The sequence below is a fragment of the Streptomyces sp. NPDC055013 genome (assembly GCF_053608645.1).
Genome location: NZ_JBSGVW010000008.1, coordinates 87525 through 113106, shown reverse-complemented (window position 1 = coordinate 113106; position 25582 = coordinate 87525). Strand labels below are relative to the sequence as shown.

21 protein-coding genes are annotated in these 25582 nt (G+C 71.5%); 5 read left to right on the top strand and 16 right to left on the bottom strand.

Features of this window, described 5'->3' with window-relative positions; translation table 11 throughout:
- The first annotated feature begins 42 nt into the window (after positions 1–42).
- Complete coding sequence (locus ACWGDB_RS13035; RefSeq protein ID WP_453822477.1) at positions 43–510, top strand: RDD family protein; 468 nt, start codon at positions 43–45, stop codon at positions 508–510.
- 151 nt (positions 511–661) lie between these two features.
- On the opposite strand, the gene ACWGDB_RS13030 is transcribed toward ACWGDB_RS13035, so the two are convergent.
- The 4 genes from ACWGDB_RS13030 to lipB form a co-directional block, all read right to left on the bottom strand.
- Positions 662–1363 (bottom strand): DUF4191 domain-containing protein, encoded by a 702-nt coding sequence (locus ACWGDB_RS13030; RefSeq protein ID WP_453822476.1) that lies wholly within the window; start codon positions 1361–1363, stop codon positions 662–664.
- 75 nt (positions 1364–1438) lie between these two features.
- Positions 1439–1639, bottom strand: coding sequence for an SCO2195 family GlnR-regulated protein (locus ACWGDB_RS13025; RefSeq protein ID WP_328882127.1), 201 nt, complete (start codon positions 1637–1639; stop codon positions 1439–1441).
- Positions 1640–1895: 256 nt separating this feature from the next.
- Positions 1896–2861 carry a lipoyl synthase gene (gene lipA, locus ACWGDB_RS13020; protein ID WP_453822475.1) on the bottom strand — a complete coding sequence of 322 codons (966 nt, stop codon included), beginning with the start codon at positions 2859–2861 and terminating at the stop codon, positions 1896–1898.
- 105 nt (positions 2862–2966) lie between these two features.
- The gene (lipB, locus tag ACWGDB_RS13015) at positions 2967–3764 is read right to left on the bottom strand and encodes a lipoyl(octanoyl) transferase LipB (RefSeq protein ID WP_453822474.1); all 798 of its coding nucleotides are present in this window, start codon (positions 3762–3764) and stop codon (positions 2967–2969) included.
- Between the two features lie 278 nt (positions 3765–4042).
- Here lipB and ACWGDB_RS13010 point away from each other — a divergent pair, with 278 nt between their 5' ends.
- On the top strand, positions 4043–5482 hold the full coding sequence (locus ACWGDB_RS13010) for a regulator (RefSeq protein ID WP_383596303.1): 1440 nt from the start codon (positions 4043–4045) through the stop codon (positions 5480–5482).
- Between the two features lie 131 nt (positions 5483–5613).
- Here the strand turns inward: ACWGDB_RS13010 and ACWGDB_RS13005 are convergent, their stop codons facing one another.
- Both ACWGDB_RS13005 and ACWGDB_RS13000 read right to left on the bottom strand, forming a co-directional pair.
- Positions 5614–6996 carry an NAD(P)/FAD-dependent oxidoreductase gene (locus ACWGDB_RS13005; protein WP_453822473.1) on the bottom strand — a complete coding sequence of 461 codons (1383 nt, stop codon included), beginning with the start codon at positions 6994–6996 and terminating at the stop codon, positions 5614–5616.
- A 202-nt stretch (positions 6997–7198) separates the two neighbouring features.
- Positions 7199–8098, bottom strand: a complete 900-nt coding sequence (locus ACWGDB_RS13000) for a TIGR01777 family oxidoreductase (RefSeq protein ID WP_453822472.1) — start codon at positions 8096–8098, stop codon at positions 7199–7201.
- A 71-nt stretch (positions 8099–8169) separates the two neighbouring features.
- Between ACWGDB_RS13000 and ACWGDB_RS12995 the strand changes: the two genes are divergently transcribed.
- Entirely contained in the window at positions 8170–8667 is a 498-nt protein-coding gene (locus tag ACWGDB_RS12995) for an N-acetyltransferase family protein (protein WP_453822471.1), read from the top strand.
- An 18-nt stretch (positions 8668–8685) separates the two neighbouring features.
- Here the strand turns inward: ACWGDB_RS12995 and ACWGDB_RS12990 are convergent, their stop codons facing one another.
- Positions 8686–9870, bottom strand: a complete 1185-nt coding sequence (locus ACWGDB_RS12990; protein WP_453822470.1) for a MarP family serine protease — start codon at positions 9868–9870, stop codon at positions 8686–8688.
- A gap of 826 nt (positions 9871–10696) precedes the next feature.
- Here ACWGDB_RS12990 and ACWGDB_RS12985 point away from each other — a divergent pair.
- Complete coding sequence (locus ACWGDB_RS12985) at positions 10697–11452, top strand: peptidoglycan recognition protein family protein (protein WP_453822608.1); 756 nt, start codon at positions 10697–10699, stop codon at positions 11450–11452.
- Between the two features lie 624 nt (positions 11453–12076).
- On the opposite strand, the gene ACWGDB_RS12980 is transcribed toward ACWGDB_RS12985, so the two are convergent.
- Positions 12077–13204: a lipid II:glycine glycyltransferase FemX gene (locus tag ACWGDB_RS12980; protein WP_453822469.1), complete on the bottom strand. Its 1128-nt coding sequence runs from the start codon at positions 13202–13204 to the stop codon at positions 12077–12079.
- A 187-nt stretch (positions 13205–13391) separates the two neighbouring features.
- Here ACWGDB_RS12980 and ACWGDB_RS12975 point away from each other — a divergent pair, with 187 nt between their 5' ends.
- Positions 13392–13616 carry a hypothetical protein gene (locus tag ACWGDB_RS12975; RefSeq protein WP_453822468.1) on the top strand — a complete coding sequence of 75 codons (225 nt, stop codon included), beginning with the start codon at positions 13392–13394 and terminating at the stop codon, positions 13614–13616.
- A gap of 31 nt (positions 13617–13647) precedes the next feature.
- Here the strand turns inward: ACWGDB_RS12975 and ACWGDB_RS12970 are convergent, their stop codons facing one another.
- The 8 genes from ACWGDB_RS12970 to ACWGDB_RS12935 form a co-directional block, all read right to left on the bottom strand.
- Positions 13648–14166 (bottom strand): DUF4240 domain-containing protein, encoded by a 519-nt coding sequence (locus ACWGDB_RS12970; RefSeq protein WP_453822607.1) that lies wholly within the window; start codon positions 14164–14166, stop codon positions 13648–13650.
- Between the two features lie 115 nt (positions 14167–14281).
- Entirely contained in the window at positions 14282–15256 is a 975-nt protein-coding gene (locus ACWGDB_RS12965) for a helix-turn-helix transcriptional regulator (protein ID WP_453822467.1), read from the bottom strand.
- Positions 15257–15394: 138 nt separating this feature from the next.
- On the bottom strand, positions 15395–18097 hold the full coding sequence (aceE, locus tag ACWGDB_RS12960) for a pyruvate dehydrogenase (acetyl-transferring), homodimeric type (RefSeq protein WP_453822466.1): 2703 nt from the start codon (positions 18095–18097) through the stop codon (positions 15395–15397).
- A 574-nt stretch (positions 18098–18671) separates the two neighbouring features.
- Entirely contained in the window at positions 18672–18803 is a 132-nt protein-coding gene (locus tag ACWGDB_RS12955) for a hypothetical protein (protein ID WP_453822465.1), read from the bottom strand.
- 646 nt (positions 18804–19449) lie between these two features.
- Positions 19450–20082 carry a GntR family transcriptional regulator gene (locus ACWGDB_RS12950; RefSeq protein ID WP_383596331.1) on the bottom strand — a complete coding sequence of 211 codons (633 nt, stop codon included), beginning with the start codon at positions 20080–20082 and terminating at the stop codon, positions 19450–19452.
- A 210-nt stretch (positions 20083–20292) separates the two neighbouring features.
- Positions 20293–22086 carry a 2-oxoglutarate dehydrogenase, E2 component, dihydrolipoamide succinyltransferase gene (gene sucB, locus ACWGDB_RS12945; protein ID WP_453822464.1) on the bottom strand — a complete coding sequence of 598 codons (1794 nt, stop codon included), beginning with the start codon at positions 22084–22086 and terminating at the stop codon, positions 20293–20295.
- 59 nt (positions 22087–22145) lie between these two features.
- Positions 22146–23534 carry a dihydrolipoyl dehydrogenase gene (lpdA, locus tag ACWGDB_RS12940; RefSeq protein WP_328882142.1) on the bottom strand — a complete coding sequence of 463 codons (1389 nt, stop codon included), beginning with the start codon at positions 23532–23534 and terminating at the stop codon, positions 22146–22148.
- A 253-nt stretch (positions 23535–23787) separates the two neighbouring features.
- Positions 23788–25329 (bottom strand): leucyl aminopeptidase, encoded by a 1542-nt coding sequence (locus ACWGDB_RS12935; RefSeq protein WP_453822463.1) that lies wholly within the window; start codon positions 25327–25329, stop codon positions 23788–23790.
- Between the last annotated feature and the right edge of the window lie 253 nt (positions 25330–25582).

Here is a 25582-nt window from a genome sequence, read left to right as displayed (position 1 = left end):
CCACCTGTCCACATCGCAAAACGGGCACAGTACCGTGGTCGCGTGGACAAGAGGCAAGCAATCGGATCCTGGCTCTCGGGCCCCCGCGCGGCCGCCGAGGACGCCGGTGTCGACTTCGGATACCGAGGTCAGCAGCTCGGACTTCCTGAGGAAGGACCGGGCTCCATCGCCCGCCCGGGACGCCGGCTCGGGGCACTGGCCGTCGACTGGGGCATCTGCGTCTTGATCGCATACGGTCTCATTACGGATGGCTACGGTCAGGCGACGAGCAACTGGGCGCTGCTGCTGTTCTTCCTGATGAGCGTCCTGACCGTGGGCACCGTCGGCTTCACCCCGGGCAAGCGCCTCTTCGGCCTGCGCGTGGTCGTCCTGGAGACCGGCAACGTCAACCCGCTGCGCGCCCTGCTGCGTACGGCCCTGCTGTGCGTCGCCATTCCGGCCCTGATCTGGGACCGCGACGGCCGTGGCCTGCACGACCGGCTGGCCCACACGGTCGAGGTACGGATCTGACCTCCGTACGCCTCGCATAAGTCGAACGTACTCCTCGGACCGGACGGGCCGCACCCGGCGATCCGCATACGGGGCTTGCATACAACGCTTCGCATACGACGATGGGGGCGCCCGGAGTGATCCGGGCGCCCCCATCGTCGTATGAGGGAGGTCAGCGGGCCTTCGGCCCGCCCTTCGGCAGCTTCATGCCCTTGGGCATCGGGCCCTTCGGCAGCGGCATGTTGCTCATCAGGTCGCCCATGGCCTTGAGCCGGTCGTTGGTGGCGGTCACCTGGGGGCCGGTCAGCACGCGCGGCAGCTTCAGCATGGTGGTCCGCAGCTTCTTCAGCGGGACCTGGCCCTCGCCCGTGCCCACGATCAGGTCGTGCACCGGCACGTCCGCGACGATGCGGTTCATCTTCTTCTTCTCGGCGGCCAGCAGGGTCTTCACCCGGTTCGGGTTGCCCTCGGCGACCAGCACGATGCCGGCCTTGCCGACGGCCCGGTGGACCACGTCCTGGCTGCGGTTCATCGCCACCGCGGGGGTCGTGTTCCAGCCCCGGCCGATGTTGTCCAGCACCGCCGCGGCGGCGCCCGGCTGGCCCTCCATCTGCCCGAAGGCCGCCCGCTCGGCCCGGCGCCCGAAGACGATCGCCGACGCGAGGAAGGCGAGCAACAGGCCCAGGATGCCGAGATAGATGGGGTGACCGATCAAGAAACCGATCGCGAGGAAGACACCGAAGGTGACGATTCCGACAGCCGCGAGTACAAGACCGATCTTCTTGTCGGCCCTGCGGGTCATCTTGTAGGTCAGAGCGATCTGCTTGAGTCGCCCGGGGTTCGCAGCGTCCGCTGCCGTGTCCTTCCTCGCCATGCCACGAAGTCTACGTGCCCCCGGGAGCGCCGACGACGGCAGTGCCGTGCCGGGCGCACGGGGAGCGCGGCGGGGTCAGGGACGGACCGTGGTGACCTGGTCCAGAACACGCTGCGCCTCGACCCGGTCCTTGGCGCGACGGCGGTCCTCCAGCACGGACGTCCAGGCGTTGCGGCGGGCGGTGCGCTGGCCGCTGCTCATCAGCAGCGACTCGACGGCACGCAGTGCAGTGGTGAACGACGGGATGGCGGTGGCGCGAACGGGCGCGGCCTGCATGGTGGAGGTCCCCCCTCGGGAATGGCGGCTTCGTGAGTGATGCACGGGGTGTACAAACAGGGTCACTGATTGGTGTTACCAGGGCGTGACCGACCGGTCAAACACCAATGAAACCTTGATGCGCGGCTCGAAACGCTTGACGCGGCCCTGACGTTCCCCCTATCTGCGGGGACGTCCAGGACCGCGTCAATCGGCCGCTGCCGAAGGGCAGTTGCTTGTGCGCAGGTTCACATGAACCGAGTGGCACTCCGTGCCATCAGACGGCCTGCGAGGCGACGTAGGAACCCCGCTTCTCGATGGCCATCTGGTAGAGGCGTCCGGCACGGTACGAGGACCGCACCAGCGGGCCGGACATCACGCCGGAGAAGCCGATCTGCTCGGCCTCGTCCTTCAGCTCCACGAACTCCTGCGGCTTGACCCAGCGCTCCACCGGGTGGTGGCGCACGGACGGGCGCAGGTACTGCGTGATGGTCACCAGCTCGCAGCCCGCGTCGTGCAGCTGCTGGAGCGCCTCGCTGATCTCCTCGCGGGTCTCGCCCATGCCGAGGATGAGGTTGGACTTGGTGACCAGGCCGTAGTCGCGGGCCTCGGTGATGACCTTCAGGGAGCGCTCGTAGCGGAAGCCGGGGCGGATGCGCTTGAAGATCCGGGGCACCGTCTCGACGTTGTGCGCGAAGACCTCGGGGCGGGAGGCGAAGACCTCCTGCAGCAGCTCCGGCACGGCGTTGAAGTCGGGGGCGAGCAACTCGACCTTGGTGCGGCCGGCCTCGCGCTCGGCGGTCTGCTGGTGGATCTGGCGCACGGTCTCGGCGTACAGCCAGGCGCCGCCGTCCGGGAGGTCGTCGCGGGCGACGCCGGTGATGGTGGCGTAGTTCAGGTCCATGGTGACCACGGACTCGCCGACGCGGCGCGGCTCGTCGCGGTCGAGCGCCTCGGGCTTGCCGGTGTCGATCTGGCAGAAGTCACAGCGCCGGGTGCACTGGTCGCCACCGATGAGGAAGGTCGCCTCGCGGTCCTCCCAGCACTCGTAGATGTTGGGGCAGCCGGCTTCCTGGCAGACCGTGTGCAGGCCCTCGCTCTTCACGAGGTTCTGCATCTTCGTGTACTCGGGGCCCATTTTCGCCCGCGTCTTGATCCACTCGGGCTTGCGCTCGATGGGGGTCTGGGCGTTGCGGACCTCCAGGCGCAGCATCTTGCGTCCGTCCGGTGAGACTGCGGACACGTCGGCTCCCTGTGCTTCGATTCTTCGGCGTACACCAGGGTACGCCCGTGCTAACCAAGCCCTGCTGTCAGGCCAACCTCATCGCTCCGGGGCTGATTCCCGGCGTCAGGCGGTCGCCTTCTCGATCTCCCGCGGCTTCAGGTCCGCGTTCTCCACCACGTCGCGCAGATGCCGCTCGGCGACCGGCAGCACCTCCTCGATCGTGACGTCCCTGCCGAGCTCGGCGGCCAGCGAGGCGACGCCCGCGTCGCGGATGCCGCACGGGATGATCCGGTCGAACCACTTGTTGTCCGGGTTCACGTTCAGGGCGAAGCCGTGCATGGTCACGCCCTTCGCGACCCGGATCCCGATCGCCGCGATCTTGCGGTCCTCGCGCCGCTGGCCGGCGTTGGAGGGGGCGTACTCGGGGCCGTTCAGACGCGGGTCGAACTCGTCGTCCGTCAGGCGGGGGTCGAAGTCCAGCGCGAGTCCGCCGAACGACGGACGCTGTTCGACCGGGTCGCCCAGGACCCACACCCCGCTGCGGCCCTCGACGCGGGTGGTCTCCAGGCCGAACTCCGCACAGGTGCGGATCAGGGCCTCCTCCAGCCGCCGTACGTGGGCCACGACGTCCACGGGGCGCGGCAGCTTCTGGATCGGGTAGCCGACGAGCTGGCCCGGGCCGTGCCAGGTGATCTTGCCGCCGCGGTCCACGTCGATGACCGGCGTGCCGTCCAGGGGCCGCTCGTTGTCCGCCGTGCGCCGGCCCGCCGTGTACACCGGAGGGTGCTCGAGCAGCAGAACCGTGTCGGGGATCTCGTCCTCGAAGCGCGCCGCGTGCACCCGGCGCTGCTCGTCCCACGCCTGCTGGTACTCGACGGCGTCCACCCCGAACCCCATGCGCACGAACCGCAACTCACTCACGGCAAGCGCCTCCCTGGTGCCTAGAAGGTCGTAAGGCACAAAGAGTGCCTACGCCACTGTACGACCGGCTCGTTCGGGTGACGTCTCGCGGTCTGCGTCAGCCCGGTAGGGCAATCCTCACACGATCGGATGAATGGGCGGCGAAATGTGCGATCGGCTGCTTACTCTCCGCTACATTCGCGCCGTTCGAGCAGGCCAAAAGGGCTGCTCACCGGCAATCCGGGCACCCGCGGCCGCACGGCCCCGCAAGGCCCGAAAGGCAGGAGACCGCACCGCAGATGACGGAACGACCCGCGCAGCGCACTCCCAACCGCCAGCTCGCCGCGCTCATCGCAGAAGCGGGATTCTCCAACGCGGGTCTCGCCCGCCGGGTGGACCAGCTCGGCCTCGAACACGGGCTTGATCTCAGATACGACAAGACCTCGGTCACCCGCTGGCTGCGCGGACAGCAGCCACGCGGTACGACGCCCGCGCTCATCGCCGAGGTCTTCACGCGCCGCCTCGGCCGCCGGCTCTCCGCCCAGGACCTCGGCCTCGACGCCTGCGCGCCCGTGTACGCGGGGCTGGAGTTCGCCGCGACACCGGAAGAGGCCGTCGACATCGTCAGCGGCCTGTGGCGCAAGGACTCCGGCAGTCACGCCGAGCTGCGCAAGATCGCGTTCACTCCGGCCGGCCTCGTCGTGCCCAGCCGGGACTGGCTGATCGGCCGCGCCGACGAGAAGGTGGCCCGGGGTGAGGCGATCGCCCGCATCCCGGTGCAGGGCCGGCCGACGGCCGTACCCCGCCAGCGCGGGCAGGCCGAGCGCGGCCCCGGCCAGAAGGTCACCGGCGGCGACATCGCCGCGCTGCGCTCGGTCGGCGAGCTGTTCCGCTCCCTCGACGACATGTACGGCGGCGGCCACGCCCGGCAGGCCCTGGTGCGCTATCTGGAGCACGAGTGCGAGCCGATGCTGCGCGGCACCTACGGCGAGCAGACCGGCCGCCGTCTGTTCGCGGCCGCCGCGGATCTCACGAGGCTCGCGGGCTGGACGTCGTACGACATCGCGGCGCACGGGCTCGCCCAGCGCTACTTCGTGCAGTCGCTGCGGCTCGCGCAGGCGGCCGGTGACCGCGCGTTCGGCTCGTACGTCCTGGTCACCATGAGCCGCCAGGCCGTCTACCTCGGGCACGGCCGTGAGGCCGTCCAGCTCGCGCGCGTGGCCCAGCAGGGCGTGGGGACCAGCGCGCCGCCGGTCGTGCAGGCCCTGCTGCACGCGTGCGAGGCGCGCGGACACGGCGTACTGGGCGAGGTGCGCGCCTGCACCGCCTCCCTGGTGCGGGCCGAACGCGCCCTCGAAGCGGCCCGCCCCGTCGATGACGTCCCGCACTGGGCGCGCTTCTTCGACGAGGCGCAGCTCGCCGACGAGTTCGGCCACTGTCACCGGGACCTGCAGCAGTTCCGCGCGGCGGCGCAGCATGCCGAGCGGTCCCTGCAACTGCGCGCCCCCGCCTACGCCCGCAGCCGCCTCTTCTCCCGTGTCGTCCTCGCCTCCGCCCGCCTCGGCCTCGGCGAGCTCGACCAGGCCTGCGCGTTGGGCGCGGAGGCGGCGGGCGCTGCCGCGGAGATGCGGTCGGTACGGGCGGTCGAGTATGTCCGGGACTTCGAGCGGAGGCTGGAGCCGTATCGGGATGCGGCGCCGGTGCGGGGGTATCGGGACAAGGTCGCGGCGTTGGGGTAGGGGGCATCGCCGTGACTGCGACCGGAGGTGTGCCCTCTGTGGCCGCGTTGTGGCTGGTCGCGCCCGAGCGGCGGAGCCGCATTTCGACACAGCCCCGCGCCCCCGAGAAGGGGCGCGGGGTCCCCCGAGGCCTATGCGGCTGCCCGTAGCGGTTCCGCTCGGTGCAGGGAGCCCGCTGTCCCCAGGTCCGTCAGGATCGCCGCCGCGGCCCGGTGGGCCGAGTGCAGGGCTCCCTGGACCGTGCTGGTGTCGCGGTGGTCGCCGCAGACGTACAGGCCCGCCAGGAGGCGCACCGGGCGGCGCAGGTCGTGGGGCGGGCGCATCGCGGGGACGGCCTCCGGGGTGTGGTGCACGGCGAGGGTCTCCCAGCGTGCGGTGGAGGTGCCGTAGAGGCGGGACAGGTGCATCCGCACGGCCGTGTCGACGTCGGGCGGTGGCGTGCCGAGGACCGTCGACGACACGAGCGTGCGGCCCGCCGGTGCGCGGCTCGGGTCGATCTGGCTGATCACCGCCGTGTGCGCGACCGGGCCGCCCCGGTCCGCGTCGAGCAGCAGCGAGGCACCGGTCGCCGGCGGCTCGTCGGTCGTGTGGTGGACGACGGTCACCGGGTGGAAGTCCGGTACGCGCAGGCCCGGCAGCAGTTCGGCGGCGGTCCGTGCGTCCGTCGCCAGCAGGACGGCCCGGCAGCGGATCTCGCCGTGCTCGGCGGTGGTCACGGACGTCGTGGCGACCGACGTGACCCGCACACCGGTGTGCACGGTTCCCGGCGGCAACGCCCGTGCCAGCAGCTCCGGCAGCGCCTCGGCGCCGCCCTCGGGCACGCACATCCGTCCGCTCGCGAAGGAACGCAGCGCAAGATCCGCGCACCGGCTCGATGTCGTCAGCTCCGGGTCGCACAGCAGCGCGGCGAGCAGTGGCCGCAGGAAGCCGTCGATCGTGCGCGCCGGAACACCCCGCTCCGCGAGCGCCTGCGCGGCGGGCAACTCGGGGCGGGCCAGCAACCGTTCGACGGGAAGGCCGGCCAGCCGGGCGAGCGCGGCGCCGAGCCGGGCCTGGTCGACGGCCGTACCCAGCGGTGCGCCCGCGCGGACCCGCGGTATGGGCGTCTGTCCCGGAACTCCCCGTACGGGCCCGGTCCTCGGGGCGCTCGCCAGGGCGCGCACCACGTGGAGTGCGCCCCTCGCGCGCCGGGCGCTCAACGGGCTCGCCACCGCGCCCGCGCGATGCCGGCGCCCGTCGCTGTGCAGCAGTACGCCCGGCGCGAAGGTGCGCAGCGCCAGCGCGTCGAGCCCCGGTGTCAGCCGTAGCTCCGGATACGACGTCGACAGAAGCTGCCCGATCCGGTCGAGCCGGAACCCGTCGACCTTCTCGGTCGACATGCGGCCGCCCGGGTAAGGGGCGGCCTCCAGCACTGCGGTCCTCACTCCTGCGCTGGTCAGCCGATGTGCCGCGGAGAGTCCGGCGACCCCGGCTCCCACGATGACGACATCCGCCTGGTACGCGGGCTCAAGCACGTGCCCCTCCTCGAGGTTGCGCGGCCGGTGGAGACGTCATGCCCCCAACCGGCTCCGGGGATACCCGAGTTCGGGTCGAGGTTAGGGCCGTGATCGGTCAAAAACAGTCGCGCATGGGCAGAGCACGGTCGCACAGTGGTCGCATGCGGGCGCTCGGTGCCGCCCGATCGATACATGGCGGGTGCCCGGCTTGACCCTTCGATTACTTGGCGGCAGCTCGGATCGCCCCCTCGATGTCCGGGAACGCGAAGGTGAATCCGGACTCCAGCAGCCGCTTCGGCAGCACCCGTTGGCTGCCCAGCACATCCCCGGCCAACTCGCCGAGCACCGTCCGCAGCACCGGCTCGGGGACCGGGAAGGGCGTCGGCCGGTGCAGTACCCGCCCCATCGCCTCGGTGATCTCACGGTTCGTCAGCGGCTGCGGCGCCGTCACATTGAACGGGCCCGACAGATCGTCCCGGTCGATCAGATGCCGGATCGCGGCCACCTCGTCGTGCAGCGAGACGAACGACCAGTACTGCCGTCCGTCCCCCAGTCGTCCGCCGAGCCCCGCCTTGAACAGCGGGAACAGCCGCCCCCAGGCCCCGCCCTGCCGGGCCACCACCAGCCCCGTGCGCGGGAACACCGTCCGAACGCCCGCCTCCTGAGCGGGCGCAGCCGCGCCTTCCCACTCCACGGCCAGCGAGGGCAGGAAGCCCTCCCCGGGCGGGGCGCTCTCGTCGACGGCCCGCTCGCCGGTCTCGCCGTAGTAGCCGATCGCGCTGCCGTTCACGAACACCCGCGGCGGCTCGTCCAGCGACGCCATCGCCTTCGCCAGCGCCGCCGTACCCTGCACCCGGCCGCTCCGGAGCTTCGCCTTGTACGCATCCGTCCAGCGCCGCGAGCCCACGTTCGCGCCGGCCAGATTGACCACGGCGTCGCACCCGGCGAGCCCGGCCGTGTCCACGTACGTGCGCTCGGGGTCCCACCGGACCTCGTCCGCCGAGCCGGGTGCACGGCGCACCAGCCGCACCACCTCGTGCCCGTCCGCGACCAGCGACCGCACCAACGCGCTGCCGATCAGTCCGGAGGAGCCGGCCACCGCGATTCTTGAAAGTTCCATGACCTCAATCCTGCCGTTGACCACATAAAACCCCGGTCGGGTTCCCGGGCTCCGGTCGTAGGGTGACGCTCATGCCCGAGTCGTACAAAGCCCGTATACGCGCTGCTCTGCCCGATGACGAGGAAGAGCTGTCCCACCTCGACCGTGTCACGTGGTCGCCGATGCACGCGGTCGTGCCCGAACCGCGCCCGCCCTACCCGCCGTTCTTCTCCGAGCACCACGCCCCGGGCGACCATCTGGTCGCGGAACTCGACCGCCGTATCGTCGGCTACGTCCGCCTCGGCTTCCCCACTCCGCTCGCCTGTAACACCCACGTCCGGCAGATCCAGGGCCTCGCCGTCGCCGACGAGACCCGTGGCCTCGGCGTCGGCCGGGCGCTGATCCGGGCGGCCGTGGAGGAGACGCGCCGCAGGGGCGCACGCCGGCTCACCCTGCGCGTCCTCGGTCACAACACGCCGGCGCGCAAGCTGTACGAGTCCGAGGGGTTCGTGGTGGAGGGGGTGCTGCCCGAGGAGTTCTTCCTGGACGGGCGGTACGTGGACGATGTGCTCATGGGGCGCAGTCTCTGACACCGGCACCCCAGGGCCTCATGAGGTGACGAGCTCCCCCGTGTCCACCGCCGCCGTCGCGTCGGCCGCGCGCTTGGCGTCGGCGGCGACCTCGGCGACCGTGAGGACGTAGCCGGTCCGGTCGTCGGAGGTGGAGCGGGCGAAGACGACGCCGAACACCTTGCCGTCGGTGGTCAGGAGCGGGCCGCCGGAGTTGCCGGGACGGACGGTGGAGCGGATCGAGTAGATCTCGCGGGTGACGGTCTCGTCGTTGTAGATGTTCTGGCCGGTCGCCCGCACCCGGTTCGCGACCGTCGCCGCCTGGAGGTTCAGGTCGCCGTCCTGCGGATAGCCCGCAACGACCGCCGAGTCGCCGCGGGTGGCCTCGTCGTCGAACGACAGGACGGGGGCGCGCAGATCCGGGACATACAGCACGGCGACGTCCCGGTCCGGGTCGAAGAGCACCACCCGCGACTCGTACGACCGCCCGACGCCGCCGACCCGGACGCTGGGTGCGTCGATGCCGGCCACCACATGGGCGTTGGTCATCACGTGCTGCGGGGAGTAGACGAAGCCGCTGCCCTCGCGGCCCTGGGTGCCCGCGGTGCCCTCGATCTTGACCGTGCTGAGCTTGGCGGCGTTCGCAGCGGCCGTCGTGACGCTGTCGCCGGAGGGCTCGGCGACCTCGGCGGTCGACTCGTTCTCGAAGGGGTTGAAGACCTGCGGGAAGCCTGCTTCGGTGAGCGCGGAGGTGGCTCCTGAGAACCAGGCGGGGGTCGTGTCCGGCATCGCGTCCTGCACGGTCCCGAGCAGCCGGGAGTCCCGGATGGCGGAGGTCAGCAGCGGGGAGGAGGACGCGGCGAGAACGCTTGCGGCCACCCAGGCCACGATCAGCACGGCCACCGAGTTGGCCACGGCCCCGCCGACGCCGTCCGCCACCCTGAGCGGTCCGCGGTCCAGCTCCCTTCGCAGCCGCAGCGCCAGCCGTCCCGCCAGCTCGTGCACCAGCACCGCCGGGAGCAGCACGGTGAGCACGGCGGTCACGGTCGCCCCCGTCGTACCCGGAGTGACCAGGTCCATCATCCACGGCAGGATCCATACGCCGATCGCCGCGCCGCCCACGAAGCCGGCCAGCGAGAGGCATCCGGCCACCAGTCCGCGCCGGTATCCGGACGCCGCGTAGGCCAGGATCACCAGCAACAGCAGGATGTCGAGCAGGTCCACAGAGCCGCCTTTCTCTCGGACCCCTTAGTACGCGCGCGGGGCGCCTGTTGATCAGTGCCCGCGCACGCACCGCCGGGAACCGGCCACGCCGCGTGCACCTGGAGAAACGCCCTGGACAAGGACGATGGTTCCACCGGGTGTCACACCACACATCGCGGGCGGACCGGATCCGTCGGACAGTAGGACCATGCGTGCCTTCCGACGGGTAACCCGAAGGGTCTTCCGAGGAACACGGGGGAGACGAAGACCACGTGCCGTACGAATACCGTGGGCTGCGGGAATGCGGGGGGTGGACCGGGGCCAGGGTGAGGCTGCGCCGGGGGACGTGCGGGGGGCTGGGGGAGGTGCGGGCCGGGAGCCGTTACGGGGGGATTCGACGGGGGCTGCGCGGACAGCGGGCCTGGACGGTGCGGCGGGGGATGCGTCGGCATCGGTCGGCGAACCGTCGCGGGACACTTCGCGGGGAGCCGGCGCGGACGGTTTGGAGGAGGCTGCCGGCGGGCCCGTTACGGGGCGGGTGGAGGGGGAAGGGCCCGTACTGCGGGGCGGGCCACCCTTGCGGGATCAACCGCCCGCGGGGGATGAGCCGCCCGTAGACAACCAGTCGGCTCCCCAAGGGCCGTCCACCACCGGACAGGAACCTGCCCTCCAGGGGAATCAGGGGCATCAGGGGCAGTCGCAACCGCGACCGCAGCAGGCCGTGCCGGAAGGGCAGATCGGGCCGGTGCCCGGTGATGTGCCGCAGGCCGGGGTCGTGCGGCCGTCGGCCGGTCGGTGGGCGCAGGTGCAGGCACGCAGTCGGTGGCAGCCGCTCTCGGGGTGGCGGGTGCACCCCGTCGCGTTCGCGCTGCTCGGCTGTGTTCCCGGCCTCGCCGCCGTCCTCGCGCTGGGGCTGTGCGCGAGTGGCGTCGAGCGGATCGTCGCGGCCGGTGCGCGGCCCGTCGCGGCGCGGCCCGCCGCCTCGCATCAGGCGCCCCGGCCCGCCATCCTGCCGAGGTCGGCCTGGCTCGACGACGAGACCCGGCGCGCCCAGCCGCCCCCGCGTTACGACGACACGGTCGTCGCCGTGTTCGTCCACCACACGGACTCGCCCAACGGCTACGACTGCGCCGACGTGCCCCGCATCATCCGGTACGTGTACGCGGGCCAGACCGGCTCACGCGACTGGGACGACATCGGCTACAACTTCCTCGTCGACCGCTGCGGCACCATCTACGAGGGCCGCGAGGGCGGCATCGCCCGGCCCGTGACCGGCGCCCACACCCAGGGCTTCAACCACCGCACCACCGGCATCGCCGCCATCGGCACCTTCACGGCCGGCGTCCCCGTGCCGAAGGCGATGACCGAGGCGATCGCCGCGCTGGCCGCCTGGAAACTGGGGCTCTCCGACACGGACCCCCGCGCGAAGGTCCGACTGACCTCCAGCAACAGCTACAGCCGCTACGCCTCCGGCACCACCGCGGCGTTCCCCGCCGTCGCCGGCCACAACGTCGGCTACATGACGAGCTGCCCGGGCGCGGCCCTCAGCGAGCGCCTCCCGGAGATCAGGGAGATGGCGGCCCGCTTGCAGGGCAGGCACTGACGCACGTCCGAGCCGCCGTGCGGCAGTACGCCCGCGGAGATCTCCGACGCCAGGTGACGCCCCGCGTGCAGCACAGCCATGGGTGCTTGGGGTGTCGCGGGTGCCGTCCCGAGTCGTGCGGCCGGATACACCCCCGGTGCCGACCCGTGGCGCAGTCGGCACGGTCATCCGGGCGCGGTGCTCGTCCCGTCCCCGGAGTCGCGTGTGGCGGCGGCTCGTCCGCAGGGAAGGCCCTGACGCGCGGGGTGCCCCTGCTCGCCCCGGGAAGGCCGTGCGCCGAGGACACCTCGTGATGTCAGGCGCCGGCGTCGTCGTGGCACGCCCTCGGTTCACCCCCGAGCTGTGCGGCCGAGGACACCTAGCCGGAGATGCAGGAGGCGCCGGCACCCCGGCCCGCAGGGCAGACAAGGAACGCGCCCCTGCCGGTCCTACGTGATCGCGCACCCGGCCCCGACTCCAGGCGGCCTCGGCGTGATCGTCCCGTGGCGGGCGTCCCCGGCGTGCCCCCGCCCCCGGGGCCGCCCTTGGCGTGATCGCCCCCGAGCCCCCGGCGTGACCCCCCGCCCCGAGGGCCGCCCCCGTGTGACCGGTCCCAGGGCCGCCCCAGCACAAACCCGCCCCGCCTCACCGCCGCCCGAGGTAGACCCCCAACGCCCGCTGCAGCACCCGCCCCTGGCTCCCCACCGGCAGTTCCCACTCGCCGAGGTACTCCACCGCACGGCCGCCCGCGCCGGTCTTGAACAGGAGGCGGCCGAGGAGGCGGTCCTCGGTGAGGGTGGGGGTGATGGAGCGCAGGTCGTAGGTGTCGGCGCCCGCGGCCCGGGCGTCGCCCAGCATGCGCCACAGCAGGGCGCTGCTGGGGCGCAGTTCACGACCCCGGCGGCCGGACGCGGCGTAGGAGTGCCAGGCCCTGGAGCCGACGCTGATCATGAGGGCCGCGGAGAGCACCTCGCCGTCGTACTCGGCGAGGTAGAGCCGCAGCCGGTCCTCGTCCTCGGCGTTCAGGGCCGCCCACATGCGCCGGAAGTAGTCCGGCGGGCGGGCCTTGAAGCCGTCGCGGGCGGCCGTCACGGTGTACAGGCGGTAGAACTCGGGCAGGTCGGCCGCCGAACCCCACGAGACCCGGACGCCCGCCGCCTCGGCCGTACGCAGCGACTGTTCCCAGTGCGGTGCGAGCGCGGCGCGCAGATCGTCCACCGAGCGCCCCGCCAACGGGATCTCACAGCCGTAGCGCGGCTGACCGAGCCCGAACCCGCTCCCGTCGTCCTCCTCGCACCGCCGCCACCCCAGCCGCCGCAGCCGTTCCGCGGCGTCGAGGGCGTAACCGTCGATGCCGGCCGTGGGCACATCGCGCAGATGCCCCACCGCGCGGTCGGCGATGCCCGCCGTCACGTCGGCCGCGTCCCAGTGGCGTACGACGAGCGGCGGGCCGATCCGGACCGAGAACGCCCCGATCCGCTTCAGGTGGGCGACGAGCGGGTCCAGCCACCGCTCCAGGCGCGGCGTACGCCAGTCGATCGCGGGCCCCTCGGGGAGGTAGGCCAGGTAACGCCGGGTGCCGGGCAGCGGCCGGTACAGGACCAGCGCCGTCGCGACCATCTCGTCGCCCTCGAACCACCCCACGCTCTCCGGCAGCCAGTCGGGCTTCACATCACCCCACTCGGGGATCTGCAGATGGCTCGCGTCGGGATACAGCCGTAGGTGGGCCAGATGCTCCTGGCGCGGTATCTCCCGCACGTACAGGCTGGTCATGGGCAGGGTGCTCCTGTTCGGTCCGGTCACCCTAAGCCGGAGATCACTCAACCGGTCAAGAGACGGAGCGTGAACCTTCCGGAAAGGCCCCACAGGCTTCCTCACAGCCTTCTCGTAGCCGACTCAACGATCTCCCCGAGCCAGCCTCCCTATCGTCATGCACACGCACTGACCGGAGGTGGGGATCATGAGCGGTGACAACGGCACGCGCCATCGCAGCAGCAAGCGGGTCTGGACCGTGGTCTGCGCGGTCGCGACCGTCGTCCTGGGGCCGGCCGCCGTCACGGCGTCCGCGCTCGACCAGGCCAACGGGGCGCCGATGCACCACACGGTGAAGGTCGACCCGGCCCGGACGCAGCCACAGGCGTACCTGCCGTCGGATCCCGGCCGCAGGCGGACCGCCGCGGCGTGATCCGCTCGGGCCTTCCGCCGCCCGGCCCTTCTCAGTCCTTGAACCGCTCCCACAGCTTGGGATACCGGTCCGCCAGCGCCCGTTCGTTCTCGAAGTCGACCGGCGTGCCCTCCGGCTCCGGGGGCGCGGGCGGGATGCCGAGATCGGGGGCGACGGTGCCGGTGAGCTGTTCGTAGGCCTCGTCCGCGGCGTAACCGAGCTCCTCGGCGTCGCCGTCGAACTCCTCGTCGAAGTCGTCCAGCAGGTCGGCGAGCGAGTCGGGGTCGTGCACACCGCCCTCGTACACCTCGCGGCCCTGGCCGATCAGCCAGCACCGGAAGAAGTCGAACGCGTCGTCGCTGGCCCCGTCCAGCAGAACCCAGGCGGCGCCCCACAGATCCCAGGTGTACGCGCGGTTGTAGCGGGCCTCGAAGTGACGGGCGAAGTCGAGCACCGAGTCGGGGTCCTGCTGGAGCAACCGCTCCACGAGCAGGTCGGCCTGCTCCTCGGGGTCGCCCTCGGCGGCCTCACGGGCGCGGTCCACCAGCTCCCAGAACTCCGTCTCGTCCATCACGGGTCCAGCATCGGCCCTGCGAGGGTGGGGCGCACGTGGAGTGCGACGGATTGTTATGGGCGCACGGGCCTTTGGGCCAGTCGGGCAGGGCGGTGCCCAGCCGGCGTCCGGCTCACGCTTCGTACAGCGCGGCCAGCCGTATCGCATCGTCCGTGAAGCGCTCCCTCAGCGACTCCGGCGCCAGCACCTCGATCTCCGGCCCCAGTGACGCGAGCTGGGTGTGGGCGACCTCCTCGGACTCCACGGGCAGCGTCAGCGTCACCCAGCCGTCCCCGTCCGGGGCGTCCGCCGCCCGCAGTGCCTCCCGCGCGGACCGCGGATCGACGGTGTACGGCAACCGGCGCACCCCACCCGGCGACACCCGCACCACGATTTCGGCCCGCAGCAGGGACCGCGCGAACTGCTCGGCCCGCTCCTCCCAGAAGCCCGGCAGATCGAACTCCCCGTCCCGCTCGAACCGCTCCTCACCCCGGTCCACGGCGGTGAACCGGTCGATGCGGTACACCCGGTACGAGCCGTGTCCCGCCACGCGGGCGCACAGATACCAGACCCCCGCCTTCAGCACGAGCCCGTACGGCTCCAGCTCCCGCCCGACCTCGCTCTCCCCGCGCCGGTACCGGGCCACGATCCGCCGGTCGTCCCACACCGCGTCCGCGACGACCGGCAGCAGCTCGGGCGTCTTCGGCTCCTTGAACCAGTTCGGGGCGTCCAGATGGAACCGCTGGGCGGCGGAACGGGAGGCGTCCCGCAGCGAGGGCATCAGGGCCGCCGACACCTTCAGCGTGGCGGCGGAGGCCGCGTCCTCCAGCCCCATCTCCCGCAGCGCGCCCGGAACGCCGCTCAGGAACAGCGCCTCGGCCTCACTCCGCCCGAGCCCCGTCAACCTGGTCCGGTACCCGCCGATGAGCCGGTACCCGCCGGCCCGCCCCCGATCCGCGTACACCGGGACCCCGGCCTCGGACAGTGCCTGCGCGTCCCGTGTGACGGTCCGCTCCGAGACCTCCAGCTCGCGCGCGAGCTCGGCCGCGGTCATGGCGGGCCGGGACTGGAGAAGCAGCACCATCTTGATGAGCCGGGCAGCACGCATACGGCCATCATGCCGGGGCCCACTGACAACGAACCCGCTGACGACGGCACCGATGACGGCGAAGACGACAGCCCCAATGACGGCGAAGGGGCACGGCAGTCGCCGTACCCCTTCGCCGCGGACCAGGAAGGTCAGCCCTTACAGGCCGTACTTCTCGCGCGCTTCCTTCACGGCCGTCGCCTTGACCTCGCCCCGCTTCGCGAGCTGGGCCAGGGCCGCGACGACGATCGACTCGGCGTCGACGCCGAAGTGACGGCGGGCCGCCTCGCGGGTGTCGGAGAGGCCGAAGCCGTCCGCGCCCAGCGAGGAGTAGTCCTGCTCGACCCACTGCGCGATCTGGTCGGGGACCTGGCGCATGTAGTCGGAGACCGCCAGCACCGGACCCTCGGCACCCTGGAGCGCCTGACGAACGAACGGCACCCGCTCCTCGCCGCGCAACAGGGCCGCGTCGGCCTCGAGGGCGTCCCGGCGCAGCTCCGTCCAGGACGTCGCCGACCAGACGTCGGCGGCCACGCCCCACTCCTCGGCGAGCAGCTGCTGCGCCTTGAGCGTCCAGTGGATCGCCGTGCCGGAGCCGAGGAGCTGGATGCGCGGGGCGTTCGCCACCGGGGACAGGCCCGCCGACTCCGCCGTGTTGAAGCGGTACAGGCCCTTGACGATGCCCTCGTCGACGCCGTCCACGGCGGGCTTCGCGGGCTGCGGCAGCGGCTCGTTGTAGACGGTGAGGTAGTAGAAGACGTTCTGGTCCTCGCCCGGGGCCGCCTCGCCGTACATCCGGCGCAGACCGTCCTTGACGATCGCCGCGACCTCGTACGCGAAGGCCGGGTCGTACGTCAGCGCGGCCGGGTTCGTCGCCGCGATCACCGGCGAGTGACCGTCGGCGTGCTGCAGGCCCTCACCCGTCAGCGTCGTACGGCCCGCGGTGGCGCCGACGAGGAAGCCGCGGCCGAGCTGGTCGCCGAGCTGCCACATCTGGTCGGCCGTGCGCTGCCAGCCGAACATCGAGTAGAAGATGTAGAACGGGATCATCGTCTCGCCGTGCGTGGAGTACGCGGTCGACGCGGCGATGAAGTCGGCCATCGAACCGGCCTCGGTGATCCCCTCGTTGAGGATCTGGCCGTTCTGGGCCTCCTTGTAGTACATCAGCTGGTCGCGGTCGACCGGCTCGTACGTCTGGCCCTTGGGCGAGTAGATGCCCAGGGACGGGAAGAGGCTCTCCATACCGAAGGTGCGCGCCTCGTCGGGGACGATCGGCACCCAGCGCTTGCCCGACTCCTTGTCGCGGACCAGGTCCTTGATCAGGCGGACGAAGGCCATCGTGGTGGCCACGTTCTGGGAGCCGGAGCCCTTGTCGAAGGAGGCGAAGGCCTTCTCGGCGGGGGCGGGCAGCGGCGCCACCGGGTGGACGCGGCGGGCCGGGGCCGGGCCGCCGAGGGCCGCGCGGCGCTCCTGGAGGTAGCGGACCTCGGGGGAGTCGGCGCCGGGGTGGCCGTAGGGGACCACGCCGTCGACGAACTGCGCGTCGGAGATGGGGAGTTCGAGCAGGTCACGCATCGTCTTGAACTCGTCCACCGTCAGCTTCTTCATCTGGTGGTTGGCGTTCTTCGACGCGAAGCCCTCGCCGAGGGTGTGGCCCTTGACCGTCTGGGCCAGGATGACCGTCGGCGCGCCCTTGAACTCGACGGCGGCCTTGTAGGCGGCGTACACCTTGCGCGCCTCGTGACCACCGCGGGAGAGGTGGAAGCACTCCAGGATCTTGTCGTCGCTCAGCAGCTTCGCCATCTCGGCGAGCTCCGGGTCCTTGCCGAAGAAGTCCTGGCGGATGTAGGCGGCGTCGCGGGTCTGGTACGTCTGCACCTGTGCGTCGGGTACCTCGCGCAGCCGGCGTACCAGCGCGCCGGTCGTGTCGAGCTGGAACAGCTCGTCCCACGCCGTACCCCAGAGCGTCTTGACGACGTTCCAGCCGGCGCCGCGGAACTGGGCCTCCAGCTCCTGCACGATCTTGAAGTTGGCGCGGACCGGGCCGTCGAGGCGCTGCAGGTTGCAGTTGATGACGAAGGTCAGGTTGTCCAGGCCCTCACGGGAGGCCAGGGCGAGTGCCGCCGTCGACTCGGGCTCGTCCATCTCGCCGTCACCGAGGAACGCCCACACGTGGGACGCGGAGACGTCCTTGATGCCGCGGTTGGTGAGGTAGCGGTTGAAGCGGGCCTGGTAGATGGCCGAGAGCGGGCCGAGGCCCATGGACACCGTCGGGAACTCCCACAGCCAGGGCAGGCGGCGGGGGTGCGGGTACGACGGGAGTCCGTCGCCGCCGGCCTCCTGACGGAAGTTGTCGAGCTGCTGCTCGTTCAGGCGGCCGTCGAGGAAGGCGCGGGCGTAGATGCCGGGGGAGGCGTGGCCCTGGATGTACAGCTGGTCGCCGGAGCCGTCCGCCTCCTTGCCCTTGAAGAAGTGGTTGAAGCCGGTCTCGTAGAGCCAGGCCGCGGAGGCGAAGGTGGCGATGTGGCCGCCGACGCCGTATTTGGAGCCGCGGGTCACCATGGCGGCCGCGTTCCAGCGGTTCCATGCGGTGATACGGGATTCCATCGCCTCGTCGCCGGGCGCGGACGGCTCGGCGGCGGTCGGGATGGTGTTGACGTAGTCGGTCTCGAGGAGCTTCGGCAGCGCGATGCCGGTGCCCTCGGCCCGCTCCAGCGTGCGGCGCATCAGGTATGCGGCGCGGTGCGGACCGGCCGCCTTGGCGACCGCGTCCAGCGAGGCCTGCCACTCGGCAGTCTCCTCCGGATCACGGTCGGGGAGCTGGTCGAGCGCGCTCGGCTGGATGGCGTTGGGGTCGGTCATGTCGCCGCCTTCCTCAGTCGAAGGGGGTTCCCTCATCGGTAAGGGTTCGGGGGTGCCCTTTGTCTTTGGCAGGACAGGGCGGAGGGCTTGGGTGCAAGCCCGTCGGTGACTGTAACTCCCTGATCGATGATCGATCAAAGGGTGGAGGGCCAAAAGGTCCGGATATCGCGAAAATTGGCATCCGGTGCCGGGAGGGCAGGCACGCGGTGCCGCGTTTTCCCTGCTCACATGAGTTGTGGGCGGCTAGCTTGGGCGGCTTCGGCTCTCGGTGGCCTGTCCGCTCCGCTCGGACCCGGTGCCCTGGTGCGTCATGCTCTCGTGGTCCTGGTGATGCCGAGCCACCTGCTCGCGGGTGATCACCTCGGTGGCGGGCCGAGAGCGACCGCGACCGCCCAGGCCATGACTCCGGCTGCGGTCGTGCCGCCGAGGGTGCTCTGGAAGGCCGGTTGGCGGGGTGAGGGGAGCATCGTCATCGCGGTGGATGCCGTGGATGCCGTGGAAGCCGGCCGCGGATGTCGCCGTGGCCGGCTTCCATCGGTAGGTGTGGCCAGACCCGACCTCTCGGGCAATTTCCTCAGGCGTGCGCGGCCGCCGGACGCGCGCTCGTGGCGAACGCCTTCCAGAGCTGGATGGCCAGGCGCACCAGAACGGCCTCGAGGAGGGCGATCGCCACCTGGGTCAGGATCGTGCCGAGTATCCGCGGCATGATGGCCGCCTTTCGTGTGCGTCGTGCGGGGTTACGCCTCCTTTGTCCGGGCCGATGTCATCCGGCAGGCTGCACACGGGTTGCCTGCGGGTGAACGTTCCCCAGCGCATCGACGGCGCCCGAAGCCACCGCGGGCACCAGCACCGACCCCGAGGCCGACGTCACCAGGGACCCCACGACAGCCGCCGCCACCGGGGCACGCACGGCCCGTGTCGTCCTGGAGCGTCCGGAACACCCTGCGCCGTCGTCGCCCCGACCACCCCGGGCCGCCGTCCCGCTGCCCCGAGCGTCCTCGGCGGGCGTGCTCTCTTCCGGGCGCCCCGAAGCCCTGGCCCGTCGTCCCGAGCACCGTCTTCGGCCCGCACTCCACATACACGCAGCCCAGCGTGCCGTTCACCTCGGCGCGGTTGACCCCGGCAGGCGTCGCAGGGCTGTCTCCAGCTCGCGGGACGCGGGAATCGTGCCAGGCGTCGTTGCTGTATCTGTACGCCACCGGGGGTGGGCCAGAGGCCGGGCGGGCCGGGGCGCGGCAGCGGGCCGATCAGTGGGAGCGCCGACGGTACGGACGTCCGCCTCTGTGTGACGGACCGGGCGTGTGTCCGGAGCCGCGCTCGTCACAGAGGCCCGACGGCAGCCTCGGGCCCGGCTACTCGCCTTCGTGCCGCGGCGCGCACCCGAGTACGTGGGCCTTGACCATCTCGGCGATCCGCGGATCCCGGCGCTGGAACGCGGCCACCAGCTCCTCGTGCTCCTCCGCGTACGACTGCTGCACCGTCCCCAGCCACCGGATCGACAGGGCAGTGAACACCTCGATGCCGAGACCCTCCCAGGTGTGCAGCAGCACCGAGTTGCCCGCCGCCCGCACCAGCTCCCGGTGGAAGGCGACCGTGTGCCGCACCTGGCCCGTGCCGTCGGAGAGGCGGTCGGCCTCGTACAGGGCGGCGACATGCGGCTCCAGGGCGGAGCAGTCCTCCGCGAGGCGGTCGGCCGCGAGTTCCGCGGCGATGGCCTCCAGGCCGGCCCGGACCGGGTAGCTCTCCTCCAGGTCGGCCGCCGTCAGACTCCGTACCCGTACGCCCTTGTTGGGCGCGGACTCGATCAGCCGCAGCGACTCCAGCTCACGCAGCGCCTCCCGCACCGGCGTCTGACTGACCTCCAGCTCGGTGGCGATCCGTCGCTCCACGATCCGCTCGCCCGGCTGCCAGCGCCCGCTGATGATCCCCTCCAGGATGTGCTCGCGGATCTGTTCGCGCAGCGAGTGGATGACGGGGGCGGTCATGAGAGCTCCTTAGGGCGCGTTTGACGTTTAGACAATAAGGCCGGGACGCTCCGACGGAGGGGCGCACGGGGGCGCTTTGGTGCAGGTGAGACGAGACTTACACGGAGACTTACCCGCCCGGTCGGCCCGGCACAACGGCGATGCCCTCCCCCCGGAAGCCGGGGAGAGGGCATCGTCGTACTGGCAGACCGCATACAGCCGGCAGCGTCCTTACAGGCCGAGCTCGACCTCGAACTCGCCCGCTTCCAGGATCGCCTTGACCGCCGTCAGGTAACGGGCCGCGTCGGCACCGTCCACCAGGCGGTGGTCGTAGGACAGGGTCAGGTACGTCATGTCGCGGACGCCGATGACCGTGCCCTCCTCCGTCTCGATGACGGCCGGGCGCTTGACCGTGGCGCCGATACCGAGGATCGCGACCTGGCCCGGCGGCACGATGATCGTGTCGAAGAGCGCACCGCGCGAACCGGTGTTGGAGATGGTGAAGGTCGCGCCGGACAGCTCGTCGGGCGTGATCTTGTTGGCGCGGACCTTGCCCGCCAGGTCGGCCGTGGCCTTGGCGATGCCGGCGATGTTGAGGTCGCCCGCGTGCTTGATGACCGGGGTCATCAGGCCCTTCTCCGAGTCCACCGCGATACCGATGTTCTCGGTGTCGAAGTAGGTGATCGTGCCCTCGGCCTCGTTGATCTTGGCGTTGACGGGCGCGTGCGCCTTCAGCGCCTGGGCCGCGGCCTTGACGAAGAACGGCATCGGGGAGAGCTTGACGCCTTCGCGGGCGGCGAAGGAGTCCTTCGCCCGGCCGCGCAGCTTCATCAGGCGCGTCACGTCGACCTCGACGACCGACGACAGCTGGGCCTGCTCGTGCAGCGCCTTGACCATGTTGTCGCCGATGACCTTGCGGATGCGCGGCATCTTGACGGTCTGGCCACGGAGGGGGGAGGCCTCCAGGGACGGCGCCTTCTTGGCGGCCGGAGCAGCAGCCGCGGCCGGAGCCGGGGCGGTAGCGGCGGTCTTCGCGGCCTCGGCGGCGGCGATGACGTCCTGCTTGCGGATACGGCCGCCGACGCCGGTGCCCTTGACGGAGGCCAGGTCGACGCCGTTCTCGGCGGCGAGCTTGCGCACCAGCGGGGTGACGTAGGCGCCCTCGTCGGTCGGCTTGGCGGCGGCCGGAGCGGCCGGAGCCGGGGTGACCGGGGCCGGGGCGGCCGGCGCGGGAGCCGGAGCGGCGGGCTGGGCCGGAGCCGGGGCGGCAGCGGCGGGCGCGGCCGGAGCGGCGGGGGCAGCCGGAGCGGCCGGAGCGGCCGGAGCCGCGGGCGCGGCCGGGGCAGCGGCGGCGGGGGCCGGAGCCTCCTGGGCCGGGGCGGCCGCCGGAGCGGCACCCGCGGCACCGATGACGGCCAGCTTGGCGCCGACCTCGGCCGTCTCGTCCTCGCCGACCACGATCTCCAGCAGCGTGCCGGAGGCCGGGGCGGGGATCTCGGTGTCGACCTTGTCCGTCGACACCTCCAGCAGCGGCTCGTCGGCCTCGACGCTGTCACCGACCGACTTCAGCCAGCGGGTGACGGTGCCCTCGGTGACGGACTCGCCGAGCGCGGGCAGGACGACGTCCGTGCCCTCGGCGGAACCGCCGCCGGCGGCGGCCTCGGCGGTGGGCGCCGGGGCGGGAGCGGCCTGCTCGGTGGACGGGGCAGCGGCCTGCGGGGCCGGCTCCGGCTCGGCGGCCGGGGCGGGCTCGGCGGCGGGGGCCGGGGCGGCAGCGGGGGCGCCCGTGCCGTCGTCGATCACGGCCAGCTCGGCACCGACCTCGACCGTCTCGTCCTCGGCGACCTTGATGGAGGCCAGGACGCCGGCGGCGGGGGAGGGGATCTCGGTGTCGACCTTGTCGGTGGAGACCTCGAGCAGCGGCTCGTCGGCCTCGACGCGCTCACCCTCGGCCTTCAGCCAGCGGGTGACAGTGCCCTCGGTGACGCTCTCGCCGAGCGCCGGAAGGGTTACGGAAACCGCCATGGTTTCGGTTGCTCCTTACGAATTGCGGAAGTCTGAGTCGTCGCTTCGTCGACCGAGGGTCAGTCGTGCGAGTGCAGCGGCTTGCCGGCCAGGGCCAGGTGGGCCTCGCCGAGCGCCTCGTTCTGCGTCGGGTGGGCGTGGATGAGCTGGGCCACCTCGGCGGGCAGCGCCTCCCAGTTGTAGATCAGCTGGGCTTCGCCGACCTGCTCGCCCATGCGGTCGCCGACCATGTGGACGCCGACCACGGCGCCGTCCTTGACCTGGACGAGCTTGATCTCGCCCGCGGTGTTGAGGATCTTGCTCTTGCCGTTGCCCGCGAGGTTGTACTTCAGAGCGACGACCTTGTCCGCGCCGTAGATCTCCTTGGCCTTGGCCTCGGTGATGCCGACGGAGGCGACCTCCGGGTGGCAGTAGGTCACCCGCGGGACACCGTCGTAGTCGATCGGAACGGTCTTGAGACCGGCCAGACGCTCCGCCACCAGGATGCCCTCGGCGAAGCCGACGTGCGCGAGCTGGAGGGTCGGGACGAGGTCACCGACGGCGGAGATGGTCGGGACGTTGGTGCGCATGTACTCGTCGACGAGGACGTAGCCGCGGTCCATGGCGACGCCCTGCTCCTCGTAGCCGAGGCCGGCGGAGACCGGGCCGCGGCCCACGGCGACCAGCAGGACCTCGGCCTCGAACTCCTTGCCGTCGGCGAGGGTGACCTTGACACCGTCGGCGGTGTACTCGGCCTTCGAGAAGAAGGTGCCCAGGTTGAACTTGATGCCGCGCTTGCGGAAGGCGCGCTCAAGAAGCTTCGAGCTGTTCTCGTCCTCGACCGGGACGAGGTGCTTCAGGCCCTCGATGACGGTGACGTCCGTGCCGAAGGACTTCCAGGCGGAGGCGAACTCGACGCCGATGACACCGCCGCCGAGGACGATCGCCGACTTCGGGACGCGGTCCAGGACGAGGGCGTGGTCCGAGGAGATGATGCGGTTGCCGTCGATCTCCAGGCCCGGCAGCGACTTCGGCACGGAGCCGGTCGCCAGCAGGACGTGGCGGCCCTGGACGCGCTGACCGTTCACGTCGACGGAGGTGGGGGAGGACAGCCGGCCCTCACCCTCGATGTAGGTCACCTTGCGGGAGGCGACGAGTCCCTGCAGGCCCTTGTAAAGGCCGGAGATCACGCCGTCCTTGTACTTGTGGACACCGGCGATGTCGATGCCCTCGAAGCTGGCCTTCACACCGAACTGCTCGCTCTCACGAGCCTGGTCGGCGATCTCGCCCGCGTGCAGCAGGGCCTTGGTGGGGATGCAACCCCGGTGCAGGCAGGTGCCGCCGACCTTGTCCTTCTCGATCAGGGCGACGTCCAGGCCCAGCTGCGCCCCGCGCAGGGCCGCGGCGTAACCGCCACTACCACCGCCGAGGATCACTAGGTCGAAAACGGTGCTGGCGTCGTTCGCCACGTCACGTCCTCCATGCATGTGCGCCTACGCCGGTCAGCGGTGACCGGTCGGCGGCTGGTGTCCGGCCGCTCTTTCTTCGGCCCTGTGGTGGGGCCCTGTCCTGCCGAGCCCCATCTTCGCACTTGTCCACACCGAACGAGACGCCGGGCCGGTGTGTGAGACGTCCCACGTTCAGTTGAGCGGGCATGGACGGGGGCATGGAAGAGGGGGCTCCGCCCTACCCGCGCGCGGAGCCCCCTCACTCATGACAACGTCAGCCCAGGTCCCCGGCCGCCGTCAGCTCGGCGAGCCGGACCAGCGTCCGCACCGCCGACCCCGTACCACCCTTCGGCGTGTACCCGAAGGGCCCGCCCTCGTTGAACGCGGGACCGGCGATGTCGATGTGCGCCCAGGTGATGCCCTCGCCGACGAACTCGCGCAGGAAGAGTCCCGCGACCAGCCCGCCGCCCATGCGCTCACCCATGTTGGCGATGTCGGCGGTGGGCGAGTCCATCCCCTTGCGCAGGTGCTCCGGCAGCGGCATCGGCCAGGACGCCTCACCGACCTCCTCGGCCGCCTCGACCACGGCGGAGCGGAACGCGTCGTCGTTGGCCATGACACCGAACGTCCGGTTCCCCAGCGCCAGCACCATCGCCCCGGTCAGCGTCGCCACGTCCACGATCGCGTCGGGCTTCTCCTGCGAGGCCGCCCACAGCGCGTCGGCGAGCACCAGCCGGCCCTCGGCGTCCGTGTTGAGCACCTCGACGGTCTTGCCGCTGTACATGCGCAGCACGTCACCGGGGCGCACGGCGGTCCCCGACGGCATGTTCTCGGCGAGGGCCAGCCAGCCGGTGATGTTCACCCGGAGACCGAGCCGCGCGGCGGCGACGACGGCGGCGAACACGGCGGCGGCGCCGCTCATGTCGCACTTCATCGTCTCGTTGTGCCCGGCCGGCTTCAGCGAAATGCCGCCCGAGTCGTAGGTGATGCCCTTGCCGACGAGCGCGAGGTGCTTGTCGGCCTTGGCGTGCGTGTACGTCAGCTTCACCAGCCGCGGACCGGCGGCCGATCCGGAGCCGACGCCGAGGATGCCGCCGTAGCCGCCCTTGGTCAGCGCCTTCTCGTCGAGCACCTGCACCTTGATGCCGTGCTCCTTGGCCGCCGCCGAGGCGACCGCGGCGAAGGACTCGGGGTTGAGGTCGTTGGGCGGGGTGTTGATCAGGTCGCGGGCGCGGTTGAGCTCCTCGACGACGGCGGTGGCGCGCTCGATCGCGGCCTTGTGCTCCTTGTCGCGGGACTTGCCGCCGAGCAGCGCGGCCTCGGCGAGGGGAGCCTTGCCGTTCTTCTTGTCCCGGTCGCTCTTGCCGTTGTCCTTGTACGCGTCGAAGGCGTACGCCCCGAGCAGCACGCCCTCGGCGACGGCACCGATTTCCGCGGTGCCGGTCAGCGGCAGGGCGAACGCGGCCTTCTTGGAGCCGGCGAGAGCGCGGGCGGCGACGCCGGCGGCCTTGCGCAGCGCCTCGCCGTCGTAGTCGGCGTCCTTCTCGGGCGCGGCGCCCAGACCGACCGCCACCACGAGCGGGGACTTGAAGCCGGTGGGCGCGGGGAGCTTCGTCACCTCGCCCTCGGCACCGGTGGCACCGAGGGTCTCCAGGACGCCGGCGAGCTTGCCGTCGTACGCCTTGTCCACGGCCTCGGCGCCGGGTGCGACGACCGGTCCCGCGGCCTTGGAACCAGAGCCCTTGGCGACACCGATCACGATCGCGTCGGCGCGCAGGCCGGGCGCCGCGGCGGTGCTGAGAGTGAGAGCAGTCACGGTGGTGATATCTCGCTTCCAATGTGAAGTTGCAGTGGCCGATTGGTGTGGGTCGACCGGGCCCGACGGCCGACCCTAGTTCCGACCTATGGGTGCGGTATCAGCGGGGCCTTCCCCGGTACGGCGAACACTCGGGACGAGCCTACGCTCGTGTGAGCGTTCGCTCATTCCTTCGGTCGTTCACCTGTCGGTGGCGTCGCGGTCATTTCCTGATTCTCGGGACCGGTGAGCTGAGTCACACTCGTCTGGTTCC

Bases quoted from the DNA above. Each gene is read 5' to 3' on its own strand.
- ACWGDB_RS12950 (WP_383596331.1), bottom strand. From the start codon at position 20,082: ATGACCGCCCCCGTCATCCACTCGCTGCGCGAACAGATCCGCGAGCAC.
- ACWGDB_RS12955 (WP_453822465.1), bottom strand. From the start codon at position 18,803: ATGCCGCGGATACTCGGCACGATCCTGACCCAGGTGGCGATCGCCCTC.
- ACWGDB_RS13010 (WP_383596303.1), top strand. From the start codon at position 4,043: ATGACGGAACGACCCGCGCAGCGCACTCCCAACCGCCAGCTCGCCGCG.
- ACWGDB_RS13000 (WP_453822472.1), bottom strand. From the start codon at position 8,098: ATGGAACTTTCAAGAATCGCGGTGGCCGGCTCCTCCGGACTGATCGGC.
- ACWGDB_RS13025 (WP_328882127.1), bottom strand. From the start codon at position 1,639: ATGCAGGCCGCGCCCGTTCGCGCCACCGCCATCCCGTCGTTCACCACT.
- ACWGDB_RS12995 (WP_453822471.1), top strand. From the start codon at position 8,170: ATGCCCGAGTCGTACAAAGCCCGTATACGCGCTGCTCTGCCCGATGAC.
- aceE (WP_453822466.1), bottom strand. From the start codon at position 18,097: ATGACCGACCCCAACGCCATCCAGCCGAGCGCGCTCGACCAGCTCCCC.
- ACWGDB_RS12980 (WP_453822469.1), bottom strand. From the start codon at position 13,204: ATGACCAGCCTGTACGTGCGGGAGATACCGCGCCAGGAGCATCTGGCC.
- sucB (WP_453822464.1), bottom strand. From the start codon at position 22,086: ATGGCGGTTTCCGTAACCCTTCCGGCGCTCGGCGAGAGCGTCACCGAG.
- ACWGDB_RS12970 (WP_453822607.1), bottom strand. From the start codon at position 14,166: ATGGACGAGACGGAGTTCTGGGAGCTGGTGGACCGCGCCCGTGAGGCC.
- ACWGDB_RS13030 (WP_453822476.1), bottom strand. From the start codon at position 1,363: ATGGCGAGGAAGGACACGGCAGCGGACGCTGCGAACCCCGGGCGACTC.
- ACWGDB_RS12965 (WP_453822467.1), bottom strand. From the start codon at position 15,256: ATGCGTGCTGCCCGGCTCATCAAGATGGTGCTGCTTCTCCAGTCCCGG.
- ACWGDB_RS12975 (WP_453822468.1), top strand. From the start codon at position 13,392: ATGAGCGGTGACAACGGCACGCGCCATCGCAGCAGCAAGCGGGTCTGG.